At 72.1% G+C, this 22,359-nt stretch carries 5 protein-coding genes; 2 read left to right on the forward strand and 3 right to left on the reverse strand.

The window, feature by feature from the left end; genetic code table 11:
• The first annotated feature begins 43 nt into the window (after positions 1 to 43).
• Together ACH4D5_RS06060 and ACH4D5_RS06065 are read left to right on the forward strand one after the other, a co-directional pair.
• A complete protein-coding gene (locus ACH4D5_RS06060; RefSeq protein WP_398299082.1) occupies positions 44 to 466 on the forward strand; it encodes a nuclear transport factor 2 family protein in 423 nt (140 codons plus the stop codon).
• Positions 463 to 1,959, forward strand: coding sequence for an NAD(P)/FAD-dependent oxidoreductase (locus tag ACH4D5_RS06065; protein WP_398299084.1), 1,497 nt, complete (start codon positions 463 to 465; stop codon positions 1,957 to 1,959). Before ACH4D5_RS06060 ends, ACH4D5_RS06065 begins: the two co-directional genes overlap by 4 nt.
• A gap of 57 nt (positions 1,960 to 2,016) precedes the next feature.
• Here the strand turns inward: ACH4D5_RS06065 and ACH4D5_RS06070 are convergent, their stop codons facing one another.
• From ACH4D5_RS06070 to ACH4D5_RS06080, 3 genes are read right to left on the reverse strand one after another with little or no spacing between them, the layout of a single operon-like run.
• Positions 2,017 to 4,980: an AAA family ATPase gene (locus ACH4D5_RS06070; RefSeq protein ID WP_398299086.1), complete on the reverse strand. Its 2,964-nt coding sequence runs from the start codon at positions 4,978 to 4,980 to the stop codon at positions 2,017 to 2,019.
• Positions 4,977 to 10,049, reverse strand: coding sequence for a type I polyketide synthase (locus ACH4D5_RS06075; RefSeq protein ID WP_398299963.1), 5,073 nt, complete (start codon positions 10,047 to 10,049; stop codon positions 4,977 to 4,979). The genes ACH4D5_RS06070 and ACH4D5_RS06075 overlap by 4 nt, the downstream gene beginning before the upstream one ends.
• A gap of 35 nt (positions 10,050 to 10,084) precedes the next feature.
• Complete coding sequence (locus ACH4D5_RS06080) at positions 10,085 to 22,336, reverse strand: SDR family NAD(P)-dependent oxidoreductase (RefSeq protein ID WP_398299088.1); 12,252 nt, start codon at positions 22,334 to 22,336, stop codon at positions 10,085 to 10,087.
• Positions 22,337 to 22,359: the final 23 nt, after the last annotated feature.

A 22,359-nucleotide genomic window follows, 5' to 3' on the forward strand; every position in this document is an offset into this window, starting at 1 on the left:
TCGATGACTTTCACAAGGTCTGCCCACCCTTCCTGGAGGTGCCATGCCCGACGAGGCCGCGCGCAAGCAGATGGCCGTCGACTACGCCGAGCGCATCAACGCCGGTGACATCGAAGGCGTCCTCGACCTGTTCACGGACGACATCGTCTTCGAGGACCCCGTGGGGCGGCCCCCGATGGTGGGCAAGGACGATCTCCGCCGCCATCTCGAACTGGCCGTCTCCTGCGGTACGCACGAGGTGCCGGACCCGCCGATGACGTCGATGGACGACCGTTTCGTGGTGACGCCGACCACGGTCACCGTGCAGCGGCCGCGGCCGATGACCTTCCGCATCGTCGGCATCGTCGAACTCGACGAGAACGGGCTCGGCCGCCGGGTCCAGGCGTTCTGGGGCGTCACGGACGTGACCATGGACGATCCGGCCGGGCCCGCCGAGACCACCCACCCCGAAGGGATACGCGCGTGACCACCACCCGACCCGCACACGCCGTCGTCCTGGGTGCCAGCATGGCAGGCACCCTGGCGGCCCACGTCCTGGCCCGGCACGTCGACGCCGTCACCGTCGTGGAACGTGACGCGCTGCCGGAGGAGCCCCAGCACCGCAAGGGGGTCCCGCAGGCCCGCCACGCGCACCTCCTGTGGTCCAACGGCGCCCGCCTCATCGAGGAGATGCTGCCCGGCACCACCGACCGCCTGCTCGCGGCCGGCGCCCGCCGCCTCGGCTTCCCCGAGGACCTGGTGACGCTGACCGGGCAGGGGTGGCAGCACCGCTTCCCCGCCACCCAGTTCGCGCTGGTCGCCAGCCGCCCGCTACTGGACTTGACGGTACGTCAGCAGGCCCTGGCGGCTGACAACATCACCGTCCGGCAGCGCACCGAGGCCGTCGAGCTGACGGGAAGTGGTGGTGGCAGTGGCGGCCGGGTCACCGGTGTCGTCGTCCGCGACCTCGACAGCGGTCGGCAGGAGCAGCTGGAGGCCGACCTGGTGATCGACGCCACCGGGCGCGGCTCCCGCCTCAAGCAGTGGCTCGCCGCCCTCGGCGTACCGGCACTTGAAGAGGACGTCGTGGATGCCGGCGTCGCCTACGCCACCCGGCTCTTCAAGGCCCCGCCGGGCGCGACGACGCACTTCCCCGCCGTGAACATCGCCGCCGACGACCGGGTGCGCGAACCCGGCCGCTTCGGCGTGGTCTACCCCATCGAGGGCGGCCGCTGGCTAGCGACGCTCTCCTGCACGCGGGGCGCGCAACTGCCTACGCACGAAGACGAGTTCCTTCCCTTCGCCGAGAACCTGAACCATCCGATCCTCGCCGACCTGCTCCGGGACGCCGAACCACTCACCCCCGTCTTCGGTTCCCGCTCCGGCGCCAACCGCCGCCTCTATCCGGAGCGCCTCGAACAGTGGCCCGACGGCCTGCTCGTCATCGGTGACTCGCTGACCGCGTTCAACCCGATCTACGGCCACGGCATGAGCTCGGCCGCGCGCTGCGCCACCACGATCGACCGCGAGTTCGAGCGGAGCGTGCAGGAGGGTACGGGGTCCGCCCGCGCCGGCACCCGCGCCCTGCAGAAGGCGATCGGCGCGGCCGTGGACGACCCGTGGATCCTCGCCGCCACCAAGGACATCGACTACGTCAACTGCCGGGTCTTGGCGACGGATCCGCGGCTCATCGGTGTGGACACCGAGCAGCGTCTGCGGTTCGCCGAGGCCATCACCGCGGCGTCGATCCGCTCCCCGAAGGCGTCCGAGATCGTCACGGACGTGATGAGCCTCAACGCGCCGCAGGCCGAACTAGGCTCCAACCGTTTCCTGATGGCGATGCGCGCCGACGAACGCCTCCCGGAGCTGGCCGCTCCCCCGTTCCTTCCGGAGGAGCTGGCCGTGGTGGGGCTGGACGCGGCGACGATCTCGCCCACGCCTACGCCCGCGCCTACAGCTACGGCGGCTGTACGGTCCTGACCCAGGAAGGCTGACCGTAGGCGCGTGGCCTGCGGTCAGCCGAGGGCCGCCTGGAGGTCAGCCGAGGGCTGCCTGGAGGTCCAGTCGCCTGACGTCGAGCTTCCGGTAGATCCGGGTCAGGTGCTGTTCCACGGTGCTGACCGTGACGCACAGCTTCCGGGAGATCTCCCGGTTGGTGAACCCTTCGGCGGCCAGCTCGGCCACCCTCCGCTCCGCACTGGTCAGTTCGGCGTCCGGAGTGGCCGGTCCTGGCCTCTCCGGCGGTTCGGGAACGGTGGCGGGCGCGGGGGCGCTGCCCCAGCGCCGGGCCAGCAGCTCCGCCTTGCGGGCCAGCAGCCGGGCGCGTTCCGCCTCCCCCCCTTCTCGTACGGCAACAGCCTGGTCGGCGACGGCCCGCGCCAGCTCGAAGGTGTCGCCGCTCTCCCGGAGCACCGCCACGGCCTCGTCGAGGAGTTCGGCCCGGGCCGGCGCGGGGGACGTGGCCGCCCGCAGGCGCAGCGTCATGCCCCAGGTGCGGCCGTCGGCAGGTGTGGGCAACGACAGCTGGCCGTCGACGAGTTGGCGCGCCAGGAGTGCTTCGCCGAGGGCCAGGTACGCTTCCGCCGCGCCGAGGCGCCACGGCTCCAGCGCGGGCAGGTCCACGCCCCAGCTGCTCATGCGGGTCCCGCAGGCGTAGAAGTCGCACAATGCGGCGTAGTGGCAGCCGGTGGCGAGGTGATAGCGGCCCCGTGCCGCCAGGTAGTGCAGTCCGGTGCGGGTCTGGAAAACCGCCTGGGGCACGGGCCGTTCCAGGAGGGCCGCCGCCCCGTCGACATCGCCGAGGGCCGCCTTGGCCTGTACGGCGGCTGCCAGCGGCAGGCCGATCGCGGCGCCCCAGCCCTTCGGTCCGAGCAGGGCGAGGGCGGTTTCGGCGCGCTGTTCCGCCGCGGCCGGGTCACCCTGCCGCAGGTGGAGCAGGGCACGCCACGCGGTGAACAGGGCCCGCCAGGTGGGGCTGTTGCGCTCGTCGGCCTGGGCGACGAGGCCGTCGCACCAGGCGGCCGCGCGGTGCGGCCGGTCGCGGTAGGTGAGGGCGGCCAGCGCGGCCGTCTGGACCGCGATGGTGCGGGGGCCGAGCCGGTAGCGGTTCAGGGCGCGCTCGGCGGCCTCGGTGGCGTCGCGTTCGCCGCCGTGCAGCAGGTCGTTCATCAGCGTGCCCGCGCCTTGGAGCTCCGGCGTGACCGCCGGCGGGGTCGAGCGCTGCGGGGACAGGGCGCCGGAGCCCAGGCGCTCCTTGACGTGCCCGGGGTACAGGTAGGCGCCCCACAGCCATGGGGTGTCCAGGTCCGCGGGGTTCATCGGCGGCGCACCCGCCGGGTTGGGTCCGGGCCCGGTGAGCGTGCCGATGGCGTCCAGGCCTTCCTCGACCCGCCCGTGCCAGAGCAGGTGGGTGGGGAGGGGTGGGGCGGTCGGGATGAGGGTGGGGGTGGGGGTGGGGGTGGCTGTGGGTGCGGGGTCCGTGTGTGGGGCCACGGCGGCGGGGGCCGTTTGTGGGGCCACGGCGGCAGGGTCCGTGTGTGAGGCCACGGCTGCGGGGTCGGGCAGGTGGCGCAGGACCTTTGCTGGGTCGAGCCGCCACTCGGCGTCGGCGAGCGCGCCGACGACCGCGGCGCGCTGTGCGGCGTCCCGGCACCGCTGATGGGCCGCGCGCAGATAGTCGACGCCGGTCTCCACTTGGTCCTCGTCCAGTGCGAGTTGGGCCGCTTCCTGGAAGACGGGTACCGCCCACGGGGCGTCGGTCCGGTCGGCGGCGACGAGGTGGGCGGCCACTTCGGTGGCCGGCGCCCCCTCCTCGTGCAGGAGGTCGGCGACCCGACCGTGCAGGGCGCGGCGTTCCTCGGGCGGCATGCCGTCCAGGACCGCCGCCGCGAACGCCGGGTGGCACAGGCGGCCCTCGTGCAGCACCTCCGCGACGGTCAGCTGTCGCACGGCCCGCTCGACGGACGCCGCGTCGACGTCGAGCAGCCGCCCGACCGGTCCGGGTCCGGCGTGCGCGCCCAACGCGGCGATGGCGCGGGCGACTTGGATGACCGGAGTCTCGTGCCGGTACAGAAAACTGAGGACGGCACGACCGTACGCCTCCCCGGCGCCGGCCGCCGCACGGTGGTCCTCGGCCAGCGCCCGTACGAGGAGCGGGTGGCCCGCGCTCATGCCGTGGACGGCGGGGGTGAGGTCTTGTGCCGTCCGCTCGTCGAGGTGCCGGGCGAGCAAGGCCTCCACGCCGGCCTTCGACAGCGGTTCCAGGCGGATCCGCCGCAGGGCGGGCTCGTGCAGGAACTCGCTGCTCAGCAGGGCGTTCTGCGCTTTCTGATGGGCGTACTCGGTGAACAGCACATGGAGTCGTGCCGACCGCAGCCGGCGCACCACGGAGAGCAGGCACTGGAGCGACGCCGCGTCGGCGTGGTGCGCGTCGTCGACGGCGACCACGACGGGCCGCTCAGCGAGCAGGTCCCGCAGGACCTCGCACAGGCCTCGCAGGGCGGAGGCGGCCAGGACGGGCTCTCCGCCCGCGCTCGTCTGTCCCACGCCCGTCTGCCCCGCGCCTGTCTGTCCCGCGCCCGTCCCGTTGGCGTTCGTCCCGTTGGCACTCGTCCCGCTGGCGTCCGTCTTTCCGGGGGTGGCCGAGGCCTCCTCGTCCCACCACGCCAGCGCGCGCTCGGCGCTCGCCGGGGGCAGGCCGGGGCTGCGTACCAGCTGTTCCAGGACGCCCAGCGGCAGGTCGCGCTCGGCACGGCAGGCGGCGGCGGTCAGGACGAGGGCGTCGGCGTCGGCGCCGATGCGGTCGGCCCACGCCCGCAGCAGCGCGGTCTTGCCGGTGCCCACCGCGCCGCTGAGCACGACGAGGCTGCCGCCGGTGCCCGGGGAGTCTTCGAAGGCGCCCCGCAGAGCGGCCAGCGCCTCGGCCCGCTCGACCAGGCCCGCGAGTCCGTCACCCTGTTCCACAGGGCCCGCCGACCCCACACCCCGCTCCACCCCGCTCACCGCGTGCCCCACTCCCGGTCGATCAGGGCGAACATGTCGTCGGCGCTCGCGGTCGACAGGTCCTCGGGCGCGGCCTGCTCCTCCTCGTCGGCGGGGCCCGCCGCCCCCATGGCGTCGGGCTGCTTCCACAGCAGCGTCTGTAGACGCCGGACCAGGCCCTTGCGGCGGGGGTCGTCGGCCGGCAGGTCGGTGAGGGCCGCCTCCAGGTCGTCCAGGTGGGCGGCCACGGGAAGCTCTGCCGCGCCGCCGTCGGGCAGCACCCTGTCCAGCAGGTGTTCGGCGAGGGCGCGGGGCGTGGGGTAGTCGTAGACCAGGGTGGCGGGCAGCCGGAGCCCGGTGGCGGCGCGCAGCCGGTTGCGCAGCTCCACGACCACGAGGGAGTCGAAGCCCAGGTCCTTGAAGGCCTTCTCGGGCGCCACGTCTTGGCCGGGCTCGTAGCGCAGGACGGCGGCCACCTGTTTGCGGACCAGGTCGAGAAGTGCCCCGGTCCGCTCCCGCACGGGCAGGGCCGTCAGTTCGCGACGGAGGGCCGAGGCGTTCTCCGAGGCCTCGGCGCTCTCCGAGGAGGCGTCGAGGACCCGCTGGGCCGCGGGGATCCCGTCGAGCAGACGGGTGGGCCTGGCCAGCGTGAACAGCGGCGCGAACCGCTCCCATTCGATGTCGGCGACCAGCGTGTGCCCCTTGCCCCCGTCGAGCGCCGCGCGCAGGGCGCCGAGCGCCAACTGCGGTTCCAGCGGCGGCAGTCCCTGCCTTCGGGACAGCCCGGCGGCGCCGCGCGCCACGTCCCCGTCGTCCGGCAGATCCCAGATGCCCCACCCGACCGAGACCGTCCTGGGGCTCGCGGCATCGGCACCGGCCCGTTGCGCCAGCGCGTCGAGGTAGGCGTTGGCGGCGGCGTACGCGCCGTGCTCCCTGCTGCCGACCGAAGCCGTCACGGAGGAGAAGAACAGCACGGTCTCCACTGACCCGATGCCGGGGAGTTCGCTCAGCCGCGCGGCGGCGGACACGGCCGCGCCGAGCGCGTCGGGGGTGACCTCGGCCAGCGGCGCGAGCTCGCCAGGCAGCGATGTGTGGATGACGGTCCGTATGGGACGTACGGATACGTCTGTCAGCTCGCTCAGGGACCGCAGGACCGTCAGCTCGGTGCCGTGTTCGGCGGCTTCCGCGGCGAGGTCGTCGTCCCGGCCGGGACCACGGGTGTCGGCGGGGCCCGTGTCCAGGAGTACGACGCGTTCGGCGCCGGACGCGGCGAGCCACCGTACGACCTGGTCGGCCAGGTGGCCGACGCCTCCGGTGACGAGGACGGCACCATGCGGCTGCCACTCCCCGGAGGTCGCGTCGGTGGAGGCTGCACCTCCGGACACGTCGGGGGTCACGTCCGGGGTCGCGTCGGGCACCAGGCGACGGCCGAGGACCGCGCCCCGGCGCAGCGCGACCTGATCCTCGCCGCCGTCTCCGCGCAAAACCGCATACAACGTGCTCGCGTCGAGCGACTCCGGGTCGGTGGGCAGGTCGACCAGGCCGCCCCACAGCTCCGGATGCTCCAGAGCGGCCACGCGTCCGAGTCCCCAGACCGGGGCCTGCGACGGGGAGACGAGCGGATCGGCGTCGCCGCACGACACGGCGCCGCGCGTGGCACACCAGAGAGGCGCTTCGACGCCCGCGTCCAGCAGACCGTGCAGCAGCGTCAAGGTGCCGGTGAGGCCGTGGGACGCGAGAGAGCCGGTACCAGAACTGGTATTGGTATTGGAAGTCGTCTCGGAACTGGTGGCCGGTGCCTCGGCGAGAGCCAGCAGGGAGAGCACTCCTCCGAGCTGGGTGGTGTCGTCCGCACAGCTTGCCCGCCATGCCTGGACCAGGTCCGCCATGTCCGCCCGGTCGGCGTCCGGGCCGGCCTCGACGATACGTACCGGCGCGCCCGCCTCCTCCAACACCCGGGCACAGGTTTGCGGCCAATTACCCGCCCCCTGCGTGGGAGCCACGATCAGCCACGCCCCGGGCCCGGTATCGGCGTCGGGGTCGGTGCTGGCGCCCGGAACAGATGTCGGCAGCTCGACGCGCCGCCAGTCGACCCGATACCGCCAGGCATCGACGATCGACCGCTCACGTCGTTCGCGCCGCCACGCGGACAGCGCCGGGAACACCGTCTCCAGAGCCGCCCGGTGCTCGTCGTCCTTGAGGTGCAGGGTGTCGCAGAGCGCCTGGAAGTCCGCACCTTCGACGGCGGCCCAGAACCCGGCCTCCTCACCGTCCGTCGAGGACACGGCCTCGGGCGCCGCGATGTCCGCCAGCCAGAAGCGCCGCCCTTGGAAGGCGTAGGTGGGCAGGTCGACGGTGCGGGGGGCGGGGTCGTCAGGGAAGTACGCCGACCAGTCCACGCTGATACCGGCGACGTGGAGGTCGGCCATGGCGTGCGCGAAGGCCACGTCGTCCGGCCGGTCGGGGTGGAGGGACGCGGTAACGACCGGCTCGGGGCCTTCCGGCTCGGTGATGTGGTCCAAGGTGTGCTGGGCGGCGGTGGTGAGTACGGGGCCGGGGCCGAGTTCGACGAACGCGCGCGCCTCTGCGCCCACTTGGGCGATGCCGGGCTGGAAGAGCACTGTTTGGCGTACATGCCTCGCCCAATACTCCGGATCTGCGATCTCCTCGCCGGCCCGCTCTCCGGAGACATTGCTCATGAGCGGGATCGACGGCTGCCGGAACTTGACCCCTCGTATCGCCTCGGTGAACTCCCCGAGCATCGGCTCCATCAACGCCGAATGGAAAGCATGACTCACGCTCAGCGCCTTCGTCTTACGCCCACGCTCCCGCCACACCCCAGCAATCCGAGCCACCTCACCCGACGGACCCGAAATCACCGTGGAGTCGGGGGTGTTGACCGCCGCAACACTTACAGCCGAGCCGTCCACGTCGGCGGCCAGCTCGGCGGGCGTGGCCTGCACCGCACACATCGCCCCACCCTCAGGCAACCCACCCATCAAACGCGCCCGCGCCCCCACCACCCGGCACGCATCCGCCAGATCGAAAACCCCCGCCACGTGCGCGGCCGCGATCTCACCGATCGAATGCCCGAGTACCACATCCGGCCGCACCCCGACCGACTCCCACAACCGGGCCAACCCCACCTGCAGCGCAAACAGCCCCGCCTGCGCCCACACCGTGTGATCCAACCGCTCCCTCGGGCCACGGAACACCACCTCCCGCAACCCACCTGCCTCCACGCCCAACGGCCCCTCCAACAGGCCGCACACCTCATCAAACGCAGCCGCAAACACCGGGAACCGCTCATACAACCCAGCACCCATACCGACCAGCTGGCTGCCCTGACCACTGAACAGCCACACCACATCACCGCTCGCCGCGACCGCCCCGTCCTCACGGGACCGCGTCACAGCCGGGTGCTCCTCGCCAGCGGCCAACGCAGCAAGCCCCGCCACCAGTTCAGCCCTCTCACACCCCACCACCACCGCCCGCTGCTCGAACAGCGCACGCGACCGCAGCAAAGACCAGCCCACATCGGTGAGCGGCGCTCGGGACGCATCACCGGCAAAGTCGCGCAGACGCAGGGCCTGATCGCGCAGAGCCTGCGGACTACGCGCCGACACCACCCACGGCACCACGAGGCCCTCGGAGGCGCCGGGGGCCTCGGCGCCTTCCGGGGCGTCGTCGGCCGTGTCGGGCGGGGCGGGGGCCTGTTCCACGATCAGGTGGGCGTTGGTGCCGCTGATGCCGAAGGAGGAGACTCCCGCGCGGCGGGGGCGGTCGGCCCGTGGCCACGGCACGGGGTCGGTGAGCAGCCGCACTCCCCCGCCCTCCCAGTCCACGTGGGGCGTGGGCCGGTCGATGTGCAGGGAGGCGGGCAGCTCGCCGTGGCGCATCGCCATCACCATCTTGATGACGCCCGCGACGCCGGCGGCGGCCTGCGTGTGGCCGATGTTCGACTTCACGGAGCCGAGCCACAGCGGCCGGTCGGCGGGGCGGTCCTTTCCGTACGTCGCGAGGAGTGCGTTCCCCTCGATCGGGTCGCCGAGCGTGGTGCCGGTGCCGTGTGCCTCCACGGCGTCGACGGCGTCCGGGGTGACGCGGGCGTTGGTCAGGGCCTGGCGGATCACGCGTTCCTGGGCGACGTCGTTCGGGGCGGTCAGGCCGTTGCTCGCGCCGTCCTGGTTGACGGCCGATCCGCGTACGACACCGAGGACTTGATGTCCGTTGCGGCGGGCGTCGGAGAGGCGTTCCAGGAGGATCAGGCCGACGCCCTCGGAGAATCCGGTGCCGTCGGCGGCCTCGGCGAACGGCTTGCAGCGGCCGTCCGGTGCGAGTCCGCGCTGGCGTGAGAACTCCACGAACGCCGTCGGCGTGGACAGTACGGTCACACCCCCCGCCACCGCCAGGCCGCAGTCGCCCTGGCGCAGGGCCTGGCAGGCGAGGTGGATCGCGACCAGCGATGCCGAGCACGCCGTGTCGAGCGTCACCGCCGGGCCCTCCAGGCCGAAGGTGTAGGCGATGCGGCCGGAGATGACGCTGGAGAGGGTTCCCGTGGTGGCGTAGCCCTCGACCTCCGGCGGGACTCGGCTCCCGGACATGTGGTCCTGGCTGGAGACCCCCGCGTACACGCCGGTGAGGGTGTCCTTGAGCGTGGCGGGGTCGATGCCCGCCCGCTCGAACAGTTCCCACGACACTTCGAGGAGCACCCGTTGCTGCGGGTCGGCGGCGAGCGCCTCGCGCGGGTTGATGCCGAAGAAGTCGGCGTCGAAGCGGGCGGCGTCCCGCAGGAACCCGGCCTCTCTTACGTAGGTCGTGCCGGGGTGGTCCGGGTCGGGGTGGTAGAGGCCGGCCACGTCCCAGCCGCGGTCGGTGGGGAACTCCTCGATGGCGTCGCCGCGCGAGGCGACCAGGTCCCACAGCTGCTCGGGGGAGGCCACCCCGCCCGGGTAGCGGCAGGCCATCGCGACGATGGCGATCGGTTCCCGCTGGCGCTCCTCCACGTCGCGCAGGCGCTGACGGGTCTGTCCGAGATCCGCGGTCACTCGCTTCAGGTAGTGGCGGAGCTTGTCCTCGGTACCCGGCATGTCGTTCGTACCCGGCATGTCTTCTCCACTCCTGATCAAGAAGGCAGTTCTCGGTCGATCAGCTCGAAGAGCTCGTCGTCCGACGCGGACTCGAGGTCTCGGTTCTCGACGGCGTCGCCGTCGGCGTCGCTCGCGCCGGCCGCGTGGTCCGAGCGGACCGAAGTGTCGTCCAGGCGCCACAGCAGGTTCTGCAGGCGTGCCGCCAGGCGGGTCCGGGTGCTCTCGTCGTGCGCGTGCCCCGCGATCACCGTCTCCAGCTTGTCCAGTTCACCGAAGAGCGGCGCGGCCGGGTCGGCCCCCGCGGGGGCCAGCTGTGCGCGCAGTTCGTCGGCGATGGCCGACGGGGTCGGGTGCCGGAAGATGAACGTGGCGGGCAGGCGCAGGCCGGTGGAGGCCGAGAGGCGGTTGCGCAGTTCGACCGCCGTGAGGGAGTCGAAGCCGAGATCCTGGAAGGCGGCGTCGGCGCGTACGGCGTCGGTGCCCGCGTGCCCGAGGACGGCTGCCGCGTGCGTCCGTACCAGGTCGAGGAGGGTGCGGTGCTGTTCCTCGGCGGTCAGCACGGAGAGCTTCGCGGCCCAGTCGACGTTCTGTTGGGCGGTGGCGGCCGCCGGTCGTGCCGGGCCGCCGCCCCGACCGCCGCCTCGGCCGCCTCCCTGACCTCCCTGGTCTCCGGCGAAGGCGCGCAGGAGGGCGGGGAGGGCCGGGGCGGGTTTGTGCGCCAGGACGCGGGTGTCGAGGTCGACGGCGACGAGGTGGGGGCGGCCGTGGCGGTGCGCGGCGTCGAGCAGGGCGAGACCGTGTGCGCTGGTCATCGCCTTGACGCCGATACGTGCCATGCGGGCCACGTCGGTGCCGCTCAGGGTGCCGGTCATGCCCTGGGAAGTGCCGTCGGCGGCAACTCCCGTCTTGGCGTCGGTGGCAACATCCGGTTTGGCGTCGGCGGCAGCACCCGGCTTGGCGTCCGGTGCCTCCCAGAGGCCCCAGCCGACCGACAGGGCGGCCTGGCCCGTGGCCCGTCGGCGCTGCATCAGCGCGTCACAATAGGCGTTCGCAGCAGCGTAGTTGGCCTGGCCCGGGCTGCCGAGCGTGGCGGCCGCCGAGGAGAACACCACGAACAGACCGAGACGCATCTCCCGGGTCGCCTCATGGAGATTCGCCGCCGCAGCAGCCTTGGCCGCCCACACCCGCGCCAGCCCCTCAGGCGTCTGAGCCGTCACGATCCCGTCCTCAAGCACGCCCGCCGCGTGCACGACACCCGTCAGCGGATGCGAGGGATCCGTCTTGCCGACCAGCTCCACCACCGAGGCCGGGTCGCTGACATCGGCCGCCGCGACGGTCACCTCGGCGCCCAGGTCCGACAGCCTGTCGGCGAGTTCGCTGCTGCCGGGGGCGTCCAGTCCACGGCGGCTGGCCAGCAGCAGGTGCCGTACGCCCCACTCCCGGACCAGATGCTCGGCCACGACCTGCCCCAGCGCCCCCGTGCCTCCAGTGATCAGGACGGTCCCGTCGGGGTCGAGCGGCGCGGGCACGTCGAGTACGAGTTTGCCGGTGTGCTTGGCCTGACTCATGAACCGGAACGCCTCACGCGCCTTGTCCAGCGGCCAGGAACGCACCGGCAGAGGGTCAAGGGCACCGGAAGCGAACCTCTCGCCCAGCTCACCCATCATGACCGCGATGCGATCCGGCCCCGCGTCGGTGACGAGGTCGTACACGGTGTAGGTGACGCCCGGGTACTCCGCGGTCACCTCCTCCGGCGTGCGCACATCGGTCTTGCCCATTTCCAGGAACCGGCCGCCGTCGCCGAGCAACCGCAGGGAGGCATCGATGAACTCGCCGGTCAGGCTGTTGAGGACGACGTCCATGCCGCGCCCGTCGGTGGCCTGCCGGAAGGTGTCCTCGAAGGCGAGGTCCCGGGAGGAGGCGCGGTGGGCGGCGTCGATGCCCATCTCCTCCAGTACGGCGTGCTTGGCGGCACTGGCAGTGGCGAACACTTCGGCGCCCAGGTGACGGGCGATCTGCACCGCCGCCATTCCCACACCACCTGTGGCGGCATGGATCAGCACGCGCTCGCCCGCCTTCAGACCGGCCAGCTCCACCAACCCGTACCAAGCCGTCAGATACGCGACGGGCATCGCGGCCGCCTGCCGCATGTCCCAGCCCTGTGGAACCGGGGCGACCATGCGGGTGTCCGCCACGGCCGTCGGGCCGAAGGAGCCGTGGAGGACGCCCATCACACGGTCGCCGACCGACAGGTGGGTGACGCCGGGGCCTGTCTCCGTCACGACACCGGCGCCCTCGCCGCCCAGGCCGACCTGGCCGGGCACCATGCCGAGGCTGACCAGGACGTCGCGGAAGTTGATGCCCGCGGCGTGGATGCCGAGGCGGACCTGGCCGGGGCCCAGGGGTTCCATGACTTCCGGGTACGCGACCGGTGCCACGCTCTCCAGCGTTTCGGCGCTTCCCTTGTCCAGGCGCCAGGCACGGTCGGTGGGTGCCGCGACGAGTCCGCCGCCGGTGGCGCGGACCAGCCGCGGGACGAGCAGCTGTCCGTCGCGCAGGGCGAGTTGGGGTTCGTCGAGTTCCTCGGCGGCGTGACGCAGGGTGGCGTGGGGAAGTCGCCGGCCGTTCAGGTCCGGGTCCAGGTCGCCGCCATTGCCGTCGCCGTCCACGTCCACGTCCACGTCCACGTCGAGCAGGATGAAGCGGCCCGGGTTCTCGGACTGAGCACTGCGGACCAGGCCCCATACGGCTGCGGCGGATGCGTCCACATCACCGTCGCCGTCGCCGCCGGTCGCCACGGCGCCGCGGGTCACCACGAGGAGCCGGGACTCGGCCAGCTCCGGCGCGGCCAGGAACTCCTGTACGAGTGACAGCACCCGCTCCACGACCAGCCGACCGTCAAGACCCTCACGGCGGTCAAAGCTGGCAAGGCCGTCGCCCGCGGACGCATCGACGGGAGCGACCACTGCCCACGGCGCTTCACCACCCGCCGCCGACACCACATCAGCCAGGCTGTCGACACCGTCCGAGAGCACAACCCAGTCGGCATCTCCGTCGGCATCCGTCTGCGGCACATCCGTCCGCGACAGCGGCAGCGGCAGCGGCGTCCAGTCCACCGAGAACAGACCGTCGTCGTGACCCGGCACGGCCTGCAGTTGCCGGATGTCGGCGGGACGCAACGTCACCGACCCCACGCTCAGAACGTCGGCCCCGGTGGCGTCGGCCACCAGTACCTGTATTTCCCGTTCCGCCTCGTCGTGCTCGCCGGGCGAGAGACGTACGCGTACGGTGGCGGCTCCCGCGGCCCGCAAGGAAACCTGGTTCCAGGTGAACGGCAGCCAGACCTTCCCGTCGTCGTCCTGCGCCTCCCCGGGCCACTCGAGGAGCAGGGCCGGGTGGAGGGTGGCGTCGAGGAGGGCGGGGTGGATGCCGTAGCCGTCATGGGCGCCGGCGGCTTCGGGAAGCTCGACCTCGGCCAGCAGGTCCTGGCCGTGCCGCCATACGGCACGCAGCCCCTGGAACCCCGGACCGTACGCATAGCCCGCGTCCGCCACGCGCTCGTAGAAGCCCGCCAGGTCCACCGGCACGGCGCCCGCCGCGGGCCACACGCCGGCCAGTCCGTCGTTCGGAGCGTCGGTGTACTGGGGAGTGAGGGTGCCGGTCGCGTGGCAGATCCACGAGTCGTCGCCGCCCACGGCGTCCGCGTCAGGACGGCTGTAGATCTGAACACCGCGCCGCCCGTCCTCACCCGCCTCCTCGACCACGACCTGAACCCGCAGACCCGACGCCTCAGGCACCACCAAAGGCGCCTGCAACATCAACTCCTCCACCGTCACACAACCGACCTCATCACCGGCCCGCAACGCCCACTCCACCAACGCAGCACCCGGCACCAGAACCGCACCGGCCACCACATGATCAGCAAGCCAGGACACCCCAGACCGCGACAGCCGACCGGTCAGCAGACAGCCACCCCGGTCCGCGAACTCCACCGCCGCACCCAACAACGGATGCCCCGCCGCCACCAACCCCAAAGTCGCCGCATCCCCACTCCCAGAACGGCCGCTCAACCAGAACCGCTCCCGCTGGAACGCATACGTCGGCAACTCCACCAGCCCAGGCACACGATCACCCGTGAACAACACCGACCAGTCCACAGCAACACCAGCGGTATGCAGACGAGCCATCGCCTCCACGAACGCCGACTCCTCAGGACGCTCACCGGCCAGCGAGGACACCAGTACCGGATCGGTACCATGCCTATCGGTTACGTCGTCCAGGGTGTGCTGAGCGGCAGTAGTCAGTACGGGGCCGGGACCGAGCTCGACAAACACGCCTGCACTGGAAGCCACTTGGGCGATGCCGGGCTGGAAGAGCACTGTTTGGCGTACATGGCGTGCCCAGTACTCCGGGGACGCGATCTCCTCACCCGCCTCCAGACCAGAGACGTTGCTGATCAACGACACTTTCGGTCGCGCGAATTTGACCTCTCGTATCGCTTCCGTGAACTCCCCGAGCATCGGCTCCATCAACGCCGAATGGAAAGCATGACTCACGCTCAGCGCCTTCGTCTTACGCCCACGCTCCCGCCACAACCCCGCAATCCGAGCCACCTCATCCGACGGACCCGAAATCACCGTTGAGTCAGGGGTGTTGACTGCCGCCACGCTCACGGACGAACCGTCCACGTCGGCGGCCAGCTCGGCGGGCGTGGCCTGCACCGCGCACATCGCCCCGCCCTCAGGCAGCCCACCCATCAAACGGGCGCGCGCACCCACCACCCGGCATGCATCCGCCAGATCAAAGACCCCCGCCACGTGCGCGGCCGCGATCTCACCGATCGAATGCCCGAGCACCACATCCGGCCGCACCCCGACCGACTCCCACAACCGGGCCAACCCCACCTGCAGCGCAAACAACCCCGCCTGCGCCCACACCGTGTGATCCAACCGCTCCCGCGGGCCACGGAACACCACCTCCCGCAACCCACCCGAACCAACCCCCAGCTCTCCCTCCAGCAGGCCGCACACCTCATCAAACGCAGCCGCGAACACCGGGAACCGCTCATACAACCCAGCACCCATACCGACCAACTGACTGCCCTGGCCACTGAACAGCCACACCACGTCACCGCTCGCAGCGACCGCTGCTTCCTCACGGGACCGCGTCAGAGCCGGGTGTTCCTCACCGGCGGCCAACGCAGCCAGTCCCGACAGGAGTTCGACCCTCTCACGCCCCACCACCACCGCCCGCTGCTCGAACAGCGCACGCGACCGCAGCAAAGACCAGCCCACATCCTGCACCGACACCGTTGAGTCGGCCGCCACCGCATCACGCAGGCGTAGTGCCTGATCGCGCAGGGCCTGCGGGCTGCGGGCCGATACCACCCACGGCACCAAGTACCCGTCAGTCTCAGTGTCGGGAGCCTCACCACAGACGGACGCCGAGTCCTCCCCCAACCCCTCGGGCACAGACTCCACAATCACATGCGCATTCGTCCCCGAAGCCCCGAACGACGACACACCCGCCCGACGCGGACGACCCCCCACCTCCGGCCACGGCACCGACTCAACCGCCAACCGCACCGCACCCGAATCCCACTCCACATGCGGCGACGGCACATCCACATGCAAACTCGCCGGCACCACACCATGCCGCATCGCCATCACCATCTTGATGACACCCGCAACACCCGCAGCCGCCTGCGTATGACCAATATTCGACTTCACCGACCCCAACCACAACGGACGGTCCACCGGACGCCCCTGCCCATACGTGGCCAGCAGAGCCTGCGCCTCGATCGGATCACCCAACGTGGTCCCCGTCCCATGCCCCTCCACCACATCAACATCCACCGACGACAACCCACCACTGGCCAACGCCTGACGAATCACCCGCTCCTGCGACGGACCATTCGGCGCCGTCAACCCATTACTCGCACCGTCCTGATTCACCGCCGAACCCCGCACCACACCCAACACCCGACGCCCATGACGCCGCGCATCCGACAACCGCTCAAGCAACAACACACCGACACCCTCGCCCCAGCCGGTGCCGTCGGCGGCGGCGGCGAACGGCTTGCAGCGGCCGTCGGGGGCCAGGCCTCGCTGGCGCGAGAATCCGGTGAACACCTCGGGCGTGGCCATGACGGTCACGCCGCCTGCCAGGGCGAGAGTGCACTCGCCCTGTCGCAGTGCTTGCGCGGCCAGGTGGATGGAGACCAGGGACGAGGAGCACGCGGTGTCGACCGTCACCGCCGGACCCTCAAGCCCCAGGGTGTAGGCGACGCGGCCGGACACCACGCTGCCGGAACCGGCGAGCATGGAGTAGCCCTCCAGTTGGGCGTCCTGGGCGAGGCCTGCCGCGTAGTCGTGGTACATCACGCCGACATACGTGCCGGTCGGGGTGCCCTTGAGCGTCGTCGGGTCGATACCCGCACGCTCCAACACCTCCCACGACGCCTCCAGCAACAGCCGCTGCTGCGGATCCATCGCCAGCGCCTCCCGCGGATTGATCCCGAAGAACGCCGCATCGAAATCACCCGCGTCAGGAAGGAAGGCCCCTTCGTCGGCGTAACTCGTGCCGGGGTGATCCGGGTCCGGGTGGAAGAGCCGTTCGAGGTCCCAACCGCGGCCCGTCGGGAAGGCACCGACCGTATCCACACCCTCCGCGACCAGGTCCCAGAGGCCTTCCGGCGAGGTCGCTCCGCCCGGGTACTTGCAGGCCATCGCGACGATCGCCACCGGGTCGTCCGCCGCGGCCGCGGAAGGCGCCACGGGTGCGACGGGTGTGGCGGGGGTGGCGGTCCGGCCGCTCAGGCGCGTGTCGAGGTACGCCGCCAGCGCCTGGGGGGTGGGGTGGTCGAAGGCCAGGGTGGCGGGCAGGCGGAGGCCGCTCGCCGCCGAGAGGCGGTTGCGCAGCTGCACCGCAGTGAGCGAGTCGAAGCCGAGGTCCTTGAAGTTGGCCTCGGTGCGTACGTCGGCTGCCGACCGGTGGCCGAGCACGGCCGCCACGCATTCGCGTACGACGTCGGTGACGACAGCCCGGCGCTCGGCCTCGTCCAGGCCGGTGAGGCGCCGCTCCAGCGCGGCCTGGTCGACGGTGGAGTCGGCGGCCGCCCTGCGGCGGGTCCGGCCCGCCAGGTCGCGGAGGATCGCGGGGACGTCGTCCCTGTTCAGTCCGCGTACGTCGATACCGGCCGCGACCACCAGCGAGGTGTGCGCGGCGGTGGCGCGCGCCGCGTCGAGGAGGGCGAGGCCCTGCTCGTCCAGCAGGGGCTTGACCCCGCCGGCGCGCAGCCGCGCGAGGTCGGCGTCGTCCAGGTGCCGGGTCATGGCGCTGCCGCGCGCCCACAGGCCCCAGGCGATCGACAGGCCGGGCAGGCCGGTGGCGCGACGGCGGCCGACCAGGGCGTCGACGAAGGCGTTGGCGGCCGCGTAACCGGCCTGGCCCGCGTTGCCGAGGACGCCGGCGGCGGACGAAAACATCACGAACAAGCCGAGCGGCAGCTCCGCCGTGGCCGCGTCCAGGTTGGCGGCGACGGACGCCTTGGCCGCCCACACCCTGGCCAGCTGGTCGGAGGTCTGCGCGGTGACCACGGCGTCGTCCAGGACGCCGGCCGCGTGGATCACACCGGTGAGCGGGTGCGCCGGGTCGACCGACGCGACGAGGTCCGCGGTGGCCCGCCCCTCCGTCAGGTCGGCCGCGACGATCCGCACCGTCGCACCCAGGCCGGTCAGGCGGTCGGCGAGGTCGCGGGCGTCCGGCGCGTCGGGCCCTTGCCGGCTGACAAGCAGGAGGTGCCGCACCGACCAGGCGCGGACCAGGTGTTCGGCGACGAGACCACCCATCATGCCGGTGCCGCCCGCGATGAGGACGGTGCCGTCGGGGTCCAGCGTCGCGCCGGGTCCAGAGCCGGTGTCGGACTGTGTCTCGGGTGCGGGGGTCGCGGCTCGGGCGAGGCGGGGAGCCAGGAGTTCTCCCGCGCGCACTGCCAGCTGTGGCTCCCCGGTGGAGAGGGCCCGCGCGATGACGGTTCGGTGCGTACCCGATGCGGTGCTGTGGTCAGTACTGGTGTCGGTGTCGGGTCCGGGGTCGGCGTTGGCCTTCGCGTCGGTGTCCAACAGAACGAAGCGGTCCGGGTGTTCGGCCTGTGCGCTGCGGATCAGTCCCCACAGGGCGGCGGCCGGGACGTCGACGGGTGCGGCGTTCACGTCGTCGTCCACCGGGGTCGTCACCGCGTGGTGGGTGATGAGGACGAGCCGGGTCTCGGCGAGGCGCGGTTCGGCGAGCCAGTCCCGCAGCAGGTGCAGGGTGCGCTCGGCGACCGCCCGGCCGGACGCGTCGAGCGTCGCGTCCGCTGTGGTGTTCGGTGTGGCGTGCGAGGTGGCTGTGGTCTCCACGAAGACGGTCGCGGGGGCCTGCATTCCCTCGTCCAGCGCGGCCGACAGGGAGGCCATGTCGGGGTGCCGGGGGATGCCCGCTCCGACCCAGTCGGGTCCGTCCTGACCGAGCACCGCCCAGCCGTCGTCTGCGGCGTGGTCCGCCACGGCCGCCGGGGGCAGAGCGGTCCACTCCACCGTGAACAAACCGTTGGCGCCGCTGCCCGCCCGACCGGCCGTGCGCAGCAGTTCGGGGTCGGCGGGGCGCAGAGCGAGGGAGTCCACGCTCAGCACCGGCGCTCCGGTGGCGTCGGCGACCGTCACGCGCAGCCCGGCGCTATCGTCCGTCTCCCCTCCCCCGTGCGGGGTCAGCCGTACCCGCACGGTCGCGGCGCCGGTGGCCCACAGGGAGACGCCGTTCCACGCGAACGGCAGGCGAAGGGTGGGCTGGGTTGGGTCTTGCTCTTCGCCGGGCACGTTCTGGTCGAGCAGCAGCGCCGGGTGCAGCGCGGCGTCCAGCAGTACGGGGTGGATGCCGAAGTCGTCGTGCGCACCTGCCTGTTCGGGCAGCTCCACCTCTGCCAGCAGGTCCTGCCCGTGCCGCCACACGGAGCGCAGGCCCCGGAACGACGGCCCGTACTCGTATCCCGCCGATGCCGCCTGCTCGTAGAGATCACTGATCTCCAGCGGCTCGGCGCCCGTCGGCGGCCACTGTCCGCTCAGCCCGTCCGGTACCGCACCGGGCTCGGGGCTCAGCACACCGGTCGCGTGGCACGACCACCCCTCGTCCTGCCCCGCTGCCTCGTCGTCCGAGTCGACACGCGAGAAGACGCGCACCTCACGCCGGCCGCCCTGTCCGTCGGCCGCACCCACGACCACCTGGACCTGGAGGCCCCCGGAGCCGGGCAGCACCAGAGGTGCCTGGAGCGTCAGCTCCTCAAGGGAGGGGCAACCCGCCTCGTCGGCGGCCCGCAACGCCCACTCGACCAGCGCGGCACCGGGGACGAGCGTCGTGCCCGCCACCGCGTGATCCGCGAGCCAACCGCCACCACCACCGGACGCCGTGAGCCGTCCGGTCAGCACGAGCGCACCATCGGCGAGACCGAGCGCCGCGGGCAACAGCGAGTGTTCCACCCGCCGCAGCCCGGCCGACCGCACATCTCCGACACCGTCCACCGGCAACCAGTAGCTGCGGCGCTGGAAGGCGTAGGTGGGGAGGTCGATCGTGCGGGGGGTGGGGTCGGCCGGGAACCATCGTCGCCAGTCGACGGGGGCGCCGGCGGTGAAGGCGTGCGCGGCGGCGCGAGTGAGCTGGGTGGTGTCACCGTGATCACGGCGCAGGGTGGTGACGACCGTGGCGGAGATGTCCGCCTGCTCGATGGTTTGTTCCATGCCCAGGCCCAGCACGGGGTGGGCGCTGGCTTCGATGAAGAGGCGGTAGCCGTCCGCGAGAAGGGCTTCGATGGTGTCGGCGAAGCGGACGGGCTGGCGGAGGTTGGTCACCCAGTAATCCGTGTCCAGGGCCGTGGTATCCGTCAGGCGCTCGGCGGTGACCGTCGAGTAGAACGCCACGTCGGTGGTGGTCGGCTGGATGTCGGCGAGCCGGTCGGTGAGGAGGTCGTGGAGCTGGTCGATCTGGGGGCCGTGCGAGGCGTACCCGACGTCGATGACCCGGGCGCGCAGACCAAGAGCCTCCGCGTCGGCGACCACGGCTGCCACATGCTCCGGCGGACCTGAAATGACTGTCGAGGACGGCCCGTTGACCGCTGCGATGCATACGCCGGGCCGGTCGCCGATGAGCTCAGCCGCCTGCTCCGAGCTGGCGCCCAACGACGCCATGTCGCCCTGCCCCATCAGCTGACGAAGCGCGTCACTGCGTACGGCTACGATCCGCGCCGCATCCTCCAAAGACAGCGCCCCCGCGACACACGCAGCAGCCATCTCGCCCTGCGAATGCCCCACCACAGCGGCCGGAGTGACCCCATAGTCCGCCCAGACGGCAGCCAGCGAGACCATCACCGCCCACAACACGGGCTGCACGACCTCGACCCGGGACAGCTCACTCCCGTCCCCGCGCAGGACATCACTCAGCGACCAGTCCACGTGCGCCGACAGCGCCTGCTCACATTCCGCGATCCGCGCCGCGAAGACGGGCGACTCGTTAAGGAGTTGGGCGCCCATGCCCACCCACTGCGACCCTTGCCCCGGAAACACCAACACCGGCCCAGGACCCACATCGCCGGCCACCCCGGCCACTACATCCGCCGACTCCTCACCCGCGGCCAACGCCGCCAGGCCGGTCGTCAGCGCATCCCGATCACGCCCCACCACCACAGCGCGGTGTTCAAGGATCGCCCTGCTCGTGGTCAGTGACCACCCGACGTCAGCGGTCGACGGCTCTGTGTCGGCCACGAACTCGACCAGCCGCCGCGCCTGTTCGCTCAACGCCTCCTCGGTCCGCGCGGAGACCACCCAAGGCACCACCCCGTCCGGCTCCGCAGCCACGGGGGCCGGCACGTCCTCCTCCGGCGGTGCCTCCTCCAGGACCACGTGCGCGTTCGTGCCCGAGATGCCGAAGGAGGAGATGCCGGCGCGGCGCGGGCGGTCGCCGCGCGACCACGGGACCGGTTCGGTCAGGAGGCGTACGCCGCCGCCCTCCCACTGGACGTGCGGGGTCGGCTCGTCGACGTTCAGGGTGGCGGGGAGCAGTTCGCGCTGCAGCGCCATCACCATCTTGATGACTCCGGCGACGCCCGCGGCGGCCTGCGTGTGGCCGATGTTGGACTTGACCGAGCCGAGCCACAGGGGACGGTCGTCCTCGCGCTCCTTGCCGTAGGTGGCGATGAGCGCCTCGGCCTCGATGGGGTCGCCGAGCCTGGTACCGGTACCGTGCGCCTCGACGACGTCGATCTCCGACGTGGAGAGGTGGGCGCTGGAGAGTGCCTGGCGGATGACGCGGCGCTGCGAGGGGCCGTTGGGCGCGGTGAAGCCGTTGCTCGCGCCGTCCTGGTTGATCGCCGAACCCCGGATCACCGCGAGGACCTTGTGGCCCTTCCTGCGGGCGTCGGAGAGGCGCTCCAGGAGGATCAGGCCCGCGCCCTCGCCCCAGCCGGTGCCGTCGGCCGCGGCGGCGAACGGCTTGCAGCGGCCGTCGGGGGCCAGACCCCGCTGACGCGAGAAGCCCGTGAACACCTCGGGGGTGGACATGACGGTGACGCCGCCCGCGAGGGCGAGGTCGCACTCGCCCTGGCGCAGGGCGTTGGCCGCCAGGTGCATCGCCACCAGCGAGGAGGAGCACGCTGTCTCGACGGTCACCGCCGGGCCCTCCAGGCCGAGCGTGAAGGAGAGGCGGCCCGAGAGGACGCTGGGCGCGGTGCCCGCGTAGCCCTCGGTCGCCTTGCCGCCGGGGTCACCCTGGGTCTGGTTGCCGGTGGTCGCGGCGCCGACGTAGACGCCGGTGGGGCTGCCCTTGAGCGAGGCGGGGTTGATGCCCGCCCGTTCCAGGGCCTCCCAGGACGTCTCCAGGAGCAGTCGCAGTTGCGGGCTGCTGGCCAGGGCCTCGCGCGGGCTGAAGCCGAAGAAGTCGGAGTCGAACCGGTCGGGGGCGGCGAGGAACCCGCCTTCCCGGACGTAGCAGGTCCCCGGGTGGTCGGGGTCCGGGTGGTAGATGCCTTCCAGGTCCCAGCCCCGGTCGGTGGGGAAGGGCTCGATGGCGTCGTCGCCGGCGGCGACCAGCTCCCACAGTCCCTCGGGCGTCTCGATGCCGCCGGGGAAACGGCAGGCCATGCCGACGACGGCCACCGGCTCCTGCCGCCGGTCCTCGACCTCGCGCAGGCGCTGCCGGGTGTCGTGCAGTTCGGCGGCGACCCGCTTGAGGTAGTCGACCAGTTCCTCTTCACTCGCCATGAGAGTTCACCCAGCCTTCAGCG

The organism is Streptomyces sp. NPDC018029 (assembly GCF_044327655.1).
Classification (GTDB): domain Bacteria; phylum Actinomycetota; class Actinomycetes; order Streptomycetales; family Streptomycetaceae; genus Streptomyces.

Bases quoted from the DNA above. Each gene is read 5' to 3' on its own strand.
- ACH4D5_RS06060 (WP_398299082.1), top strand. From the start codon at position 44: ATGCCCGACGAGGCCGCGCGCAAGCAGATGGCCGTCGACTACGCCGAG.
- ACH4D5_RS06080 (WP_398299088.1), bottom strand. From the start codon at position 22,336: ATGGCGAGTGAAGAGGAACTGGTCGACTACCTCAAGCGGGTCGCCGCC.
- ACH4D5_RS06075 (WP_398299963.1), bottom strand. From the start codon at position 10,049: ATGCCGGGTACCGAGGACAAGCTCCGCCACTACCTGAAGCGAGTGACC.